Annotated in this window: 6 protein-coding genes and 1 pseudogene; all 7 read right to left on the reverse strand. The window is 50.8% G+C overall.

Going from position 1 to position 5,459, the window contains the following annotated elements; all coding sequences use genetic code 11:
* Positions 1-287: 287 nt before the first annotated feature.
* Positions 288-1,655 carry a molybdopterin dinucleotide binding domain-containing protein gene (locus KDK14_RS11660; protein ID WP_257265293.1) on the reverse strand — a complete coding sequence of 456 codons (1,368 nt, stop codon included), beginning with the start codon at positions 1,653-1,655 and terminating at the stop codon, positions 288-290.
* 75 nt (positions 1,656-1,730) lie between these two features.
* Positions 1,731-1,997: a hypothetical protein gene (locus KDK14_RS11665; RefSeq protein WP_257265294.1), complete on the reverse strand. Its 267-nt coding sequence runs from the start codon at positions 1,995-1,997 to the stop codon at positions 1,731-1,733.
* A complete protein-coding gene (locus KDK14_RS11670; protein WP_257265295.1) occupies positions 1,997-2,281 on the reverse strand; it encodes a nitrite reductase (NAD(P)H) small subunit in 285 nt (94 codons plus the stop codon). The genes KDK14_RS11665 and KDK14_RS11670 overlap by 1 nt, the downstream gene beginning before the upstream one ends.
* Positions 2,253-2,405, reverse strand: a complete 153-nt coding sequence (locus tag KDK14_RS11675) for a hypothetical protein (RefSeq protein WP_257265296.1) — start codon at positions 2,403-2,405, stop codon at positions 2,253-2,255. Before KDK14_RS11675 ends, KDK14_RS11670 begins: the two co-directional genes overlap by 29 nt.
* Positions 2,402-3,187: pseudogene (locus tag KDK14_RS11680) on the reverse strand (nitrite reductase (NAD(P)H)); the annotation flags it as partial. The gene KDK14_RS11675 and the pseudogene KDK14_RS11680, both read right to left, overlap by 4 nt.
* Before the next feature lie 252 nt (positions 3,188-3,439).
* Positions 3,440-4,678 (reverse strand): cadherin domain-containing protein, encoded by a 1,239-nt coding sequence (locus KDK14_RS11685; RefSeq protein WP_257265297.1) that lies wholly within the window; start codon positions 4,676-4,678, stop codon positions 3,440-3,442.
* Positions 4,679-4,684: 6 nt separating this feature from the next.
* On the reverse strand, positions 4,685-5,459 hold a 775-nt coding region (locus KDK14_RS11690; protein ID WP_257265298.1), incomplete at its 5' end, for a LamG domain-containing protein.

Here is a 5,459-nt window from a genome sequence, read left to right on the forward strand (position 1 = left end):
ACAAGCTCAGTCCAGTCAGGCAATGAAAATAGGGAAGTTATTTCCAGACAACTCCTAAATACACAGCTTCAGCGGCAGTCCTGCTGCTAACAGCATGATATTACAATCAAAGCTAAGTATAGGTTTGTGGAAAACTTCAATGACTTGATGATAAAAGGAATAGGAAGCTTCCCGATGGTAGATCAGCATTGCATCCACCCGGTTGCTTCCACATGGGCAAGGTGCTCAGAACCTCCCGGGCGGTTTTGACTTTTTGCAGAATTTAATCCTGACAAGAAAGGCTATTGTCAGCTCCGCTCGATTAACTCCCTGATTTCAGGAATACAGGACCCACAGTTGGTTCCCGCCTGCAAATGATTTCCCACTTGCACAGGATCGGTCAAACCATGTTCAGCAATGGCCCGGCAGGTGGTCTTCTCACCAACCCCAAAGCAGGCACAAACCTGCCTGCCGACATCTTCTCCCCGGGGAGGGTTGCCGGACAGAACCCACCAGGCTTCCTCAATGGAGGCTGTCTGGCAAAACCAGGACTGTAACCACTGGCGATCACAGGAAGAGACCGCCGGAGCTGATACCCACAGAGTCTGAAGCCCTGTATCACTGAACCAGGCCAGCCGACGCTCAACCAGAGTATTATCCGTATATTCAACCTTCTGATATTGCCTGAGCCGTGAAAACAGTGCTAACTGATCCAGGTTGCTACCGGCCATTTCATAGCGATAGCCATTGTCAATACGGACCTCAGTCATATAATCAATATCACCAATAGCCACTCTTTCCCGGGTCATCAGCACGCCATACTGCCCAGTGTGATAAGGCTCAACAGCCACTGGCGTATGCTTCAGGTCCGGTTGTCTGGACACAGGATCAAGCACCGGATTCACCAGTACCCCGGAAAAGCCCGTCCCACTGTGCTGGCGTGTCCAGTGCATGGGCATAAACACTTCACCGCGCCGCTGGTCGTCAGAAACCTGCACTCGCACCACCGCCTTGCCGAATTCTGATGAGATCTGACATAGCGCCCGGTCATGCAACTGATAACGTTCAGCATCCTCCGGGTGTATGGCCAGAAACGGCTCATCGGTATGTTGATTCAAACGGGCTGAAAGCCCGGTTCGTGTCATCGTATGCCAGTGATCACGCACCCGCCCGGTATTCAACAATAGTGGATAACACTGACCGGGAGCATTCAGGGGGCGCTGGACATGGGTAGCAATAAAATTTGCCCGGCCATTCCCGGTAAAAAAGCCCCCACTCTTGAAAAATCGTGCCTTGCCTGATGCTGTTAACCCTGATGCTGTTAACATTGGCGGCTCTTTGCCAGAACCCGTCCCGGAATCTGATAATGGCCATTGCAACGGTTCCAAACCGTCGTATTCTGCATCGGAGATATTCGCCAGAGGGGCAATGGTAAAATCCCGGACTTTTCCCTCCCGGTTATTTTCATAACCTGACAGTGCCGCATGTTCACGGAAAATATCGGCACTGCCGGAATAGTCAAACGCCTCTGCAAACCCCAGGCGGGCAGCCACTTCACTGATGATCCACCAGTCCGGCCGGGCTTCCCCGGCCAGGGGGAATAACGCACGCTGGAGGGAAATCCGCCGCTCAGAGTTGGTTACTGTGCCATCCTTTTCACTCCAGGTGGCAAGCACCAGACGGTCATAGTCAAACGTATCACCACCCCGGGTGATAACCCGCTTCAGTGAGCGATCAATCCGGATAGCTTTTTAGTTCTCGCCCATCAGTAGTTCGATCCCCTGCTGCTGATACCAGGCGGCACTTTTCAGCGCAATACCATCCAGATCAACACTGCCCGCCAATAATTTGGACAGTTGAATCCGGTTATACCCCGGGCAGTCCTCTTTCGAGAGCACGGTCACTTGAAAAGGGCACTGACCACCGGCAAACAGTTGTTCAAGAAACCGGACCGAACCCATGCCATTGCCGATAACCACCAGTTTTTGCCGGCCATCCGGCTGCGGATAATGGCTCATCAGGCAACCTGCCCGGCAACTTGTCTCACCAGAGGTGCAGGCTGCACCTGTACGCTAACTTCATGGATTCGTACCGGGTATACATTGAGACTGACCGTATCATCTTCCAGACATTGTCCGGTGGCTAAATCAAAATGCTGTTTGTAAATGGGCGATGCCACAACAAGATGCCCCCGCAGATCCCCCACAATGCCCCGGGAGATCACATTGACACCACTGAATGGATCAAAATTACCAGGGCAAACACCTGATCCTTTACCCGGAATCCGCCACCTGACAGGCACCCACCGGGGCGCAGATGCCCAGGTTTGAAGACAGTTGTTCATCCTGACAGATCGTCGTCCACTGGCTCATTAGATAACCTCCTTTCATTCGTTCACGGCTGTTCATTCGCTCACGGCTGTTCATTCGCTCACGGCTGTTAGCTGAATCTTTTCCTGTTCCGTAGCTGGCCGTATCTGATCCCGCTCATCGACAAAAACAACATTGCTATCCGACTGGTCACTGTTGATAAAATGGCTGAAACGTTTGAGTTTTTCAGGGCTCTCCAGTGTCGTTTTCCACTCACACTGATAGGTCCCCACCAGGTGGGTCATTTCATCTTCCAGCTGCTGATTAATGCCAAGGCTGTCCTCTATAATCACTGACTTGAGATAATCCAGACCACCTTCCAGATTATCCAGCCACACCGAGGTTCTCTGGAGCCGGTCAGCGGTGCGAATATAAAACATCATGAAACGGTCAATATATTTCAACAGCGTTTCATCATCGAGCTCGGTGGCAAACAGGTCAGCATGCCTGGGTTTCATACCGCCATTACCGCCAACATAGAGATTCCAGCCCTTTTCCGTGGCAATAACACCCACATCCTTACTCTGTGCTTCAGCGCATTCCCGGGTGCATCCCGAAACGGCCATTTTGACTTTATGGGGTAAACGCACCCCCCGATAACGGTGCTCAATGGCAATGGCCATACTGGTACTGTCCAGAACACCATAGCGGCACCAGGTGCTGCCGACACAGGATTTAACCGTTCTCAGGGATTTTCCATAGGCGTGCCCGGTTTCAAACCCGGCATCCACCAACCGCCGCCAGATAGCGGGCAACTCATTCACCCGGGCACCAAACAGATCAATTCTCTGCCCGCCGGTGATTTTGGTGTAAAGATTAAAGTCTTTCGCCACCTGGCCTGTTGCTGGACAGTTGCAAAATGCCCCCGGGCTTATGGACGTCACAAGCCAATGCACCAAAATAAACAACGCCTGTCAACGACACTATTTGGTGCACACCGATTAATTTGGATAAGTTTCTGGTAGCGGGCTGAATGTGTGGATATAGAGTAAAACCCAGGCTGAAAATTCAGCCCGGTTTCATCTGCCCAGTGATGGGCGCTATCCTGGCTTATATCCCTGATCAGCGGAAAGAAAACGTTTTAAGAAATCTCAAGGCGCTGGCATGGTAACTTCAGAAACCTCAAAGTTATCGAAGTACGCTGTACGTGCATGCGCCGTTTTCAGAAAAAGACCAATACGGCTTCTGTCTACTTCGAAGCCATAAGATGTGAGCTTCTGCATACCATTACCATCAAACAGATCATAGAAGAACGTGTACCTGTCAACCCCGACGCCATTACCATTTTCAATCACCTCCATACGCAGTTTGACCTTGCCAGAAGCATGGGCACTGACGTTAATAAGCGGGTTATTGGTACCAAGGCCTTGGAGGTTAATAAGTCCATCACGGCCACTCCAGTAGTCCAGGCCATAGGAGAATACCGGTTGTGCACCATCTTCATCCGCATAGACAGTAAGGCCTGCAATTTGACGATTTTGTGCAGCGTTCAGTTCGACTTCTGTTTCCACTGCCCAGGACTCAGAGCCGGGCGCTGCAAAGTAAGCAATAGGGCCATTGTTACGTGCCTTCCACATATCCGTGTTGCCCGTTGTGGTAATGTCGAGACGATCATTAACCTCATCGATGGTAATAGAAGCCAGTGAGCTATCAGGGATATCCGCAGATAAGCCAGATTCAGTGAGCGTAGCGCCTGCAAAAGACGTCGAATGAGTAGTAAGAAGCGGTAGCCCCACAGTATTACCAATTAAAATGGTAAAGGTCTGTTCAGAAGAGTAACCATGTGCATCGGTTGCACTGACAACGAGGCTGTATGAAGGTTGCAGGTCAAAGTCCAAAGCCGCTATTAAGGTCACAGTACCATCAGGGGCAACTGCGAAATGACTGAGTCCATCACCGCCCACTGCAGAATAGATGACGGTTGTGTCGCCACGGTTAGCATCGGTTGCGGTGAGCGTCGTAACGACAGTGTTAACCGCTGTATCTTCCATTACCAGAAAAGCATTGCTGGTAAATTTCGGGGCCTGCTCAACCTTGTAATTCAAGTCAAAGAACGTTTCCTGACCCCGGTCGTCGACAACCTTGAGGTTTATGGTCTGAGCATCAGCGCTCGCTACACCCTCATTAGAGTAAACCTGACCACTACCATGAATGTTCAAACCCTCTGAAAAGGCACCACCCCATGGCCCATAAGTACCAGTGGCCGTATTTTTATGGAAGACCAGGAGTTCACCTCCCTCAGGATCGCTGTAGTATTGGCTGAGATCAAAAGGTCCAAATGTTTTACTTCCCTCAATCGTACCAAGGTCAATGGTTGACTGAGTGACCACCGGCGCCTAGTTGGTATGAGCCACGTAGCCATAAGCCACTTTTCGAAAGCTGGAGGTATCCCCCCGGATACGACTGGCGTCAGCCATAATGGCATCCACCCGCCAGAAAATCTGGTCGGTGTCGTTAACCGTCTGTACAGCTTCAGTAGGGCTGCCTGTCCAGGCCGCTGCCAAGCCACTGTCTGGGTTATCAACATCCGTTTTGTTTGAACTGACAAAGAGTTCGTAGCCTGCCGCACCGCGCACGCCTGTCCAGTCAAATTGAACATTTCCCGCAGCAACAATACCGTTATAAGCAGGCGCAATCGGGACCGGTTCAGTCCGTTGATAATTGGCAGCAACCTGAGTGTCATTCAGGGCATAGTTAAAGCTTTGAATCTCATCGATGAGCCCGTTAAAGCCCTTGCCAAAAGTCAGACTGTTAAAGTTATAGGCATAGCCCACGTGAGGGGCAGAATCGACGAGCTGACCATCGAAGAAGAGTTTGTTGATACCGCCATATTCATGGACCATGGTTACCTGATGCCAGACTCCTGTTGCAATGCCTACAGTCCCTTCATAGGTGTATTTGGCGTCGATCTCATTCCACTCGATGGCACCGGCCAATTGGGAAGAAGGCCAGTGCATTTTTATGCCAGTACCATGGTTAACGATATCAATGTTGAGCGACTCTTTACCATAAGAACCGTGGAGCAAATTGACGTTAGCAGTGATCGCTTTCGCAGCATTAAACCAAAAAGAGAGTGTCATGCTGTGATGGCGTGCAGAGGGTATTACATCA

The organism is Endozoicomonas sp. ONNA2 (genome assembly GCF_024606365.1).
Classification (GTDB): Bacteria; Pseudomonadota; Gammaproteobacteria; order Pseudomonadales; family Endozoicomonadaceae; genus Endozoicomonas.

Excerpts from the sequence above, each read along its gene's own strand:
- KDK14_RS11665 (WP_257265294.1), bottom strand. The coding sequence starts at position 1,997 with ATGAGCCATTATCCGCAGCCGGATGGCCGGCAAAAACTGGTGGTTATC.
- KDK14_RS11675 (WP_257265296.1), bottom strand. The coding sequence starts at position 2,405 with ATGAACAGCCGTGAGCGAATGAACAGCCGTGAACGAATGAAAGGAGGT.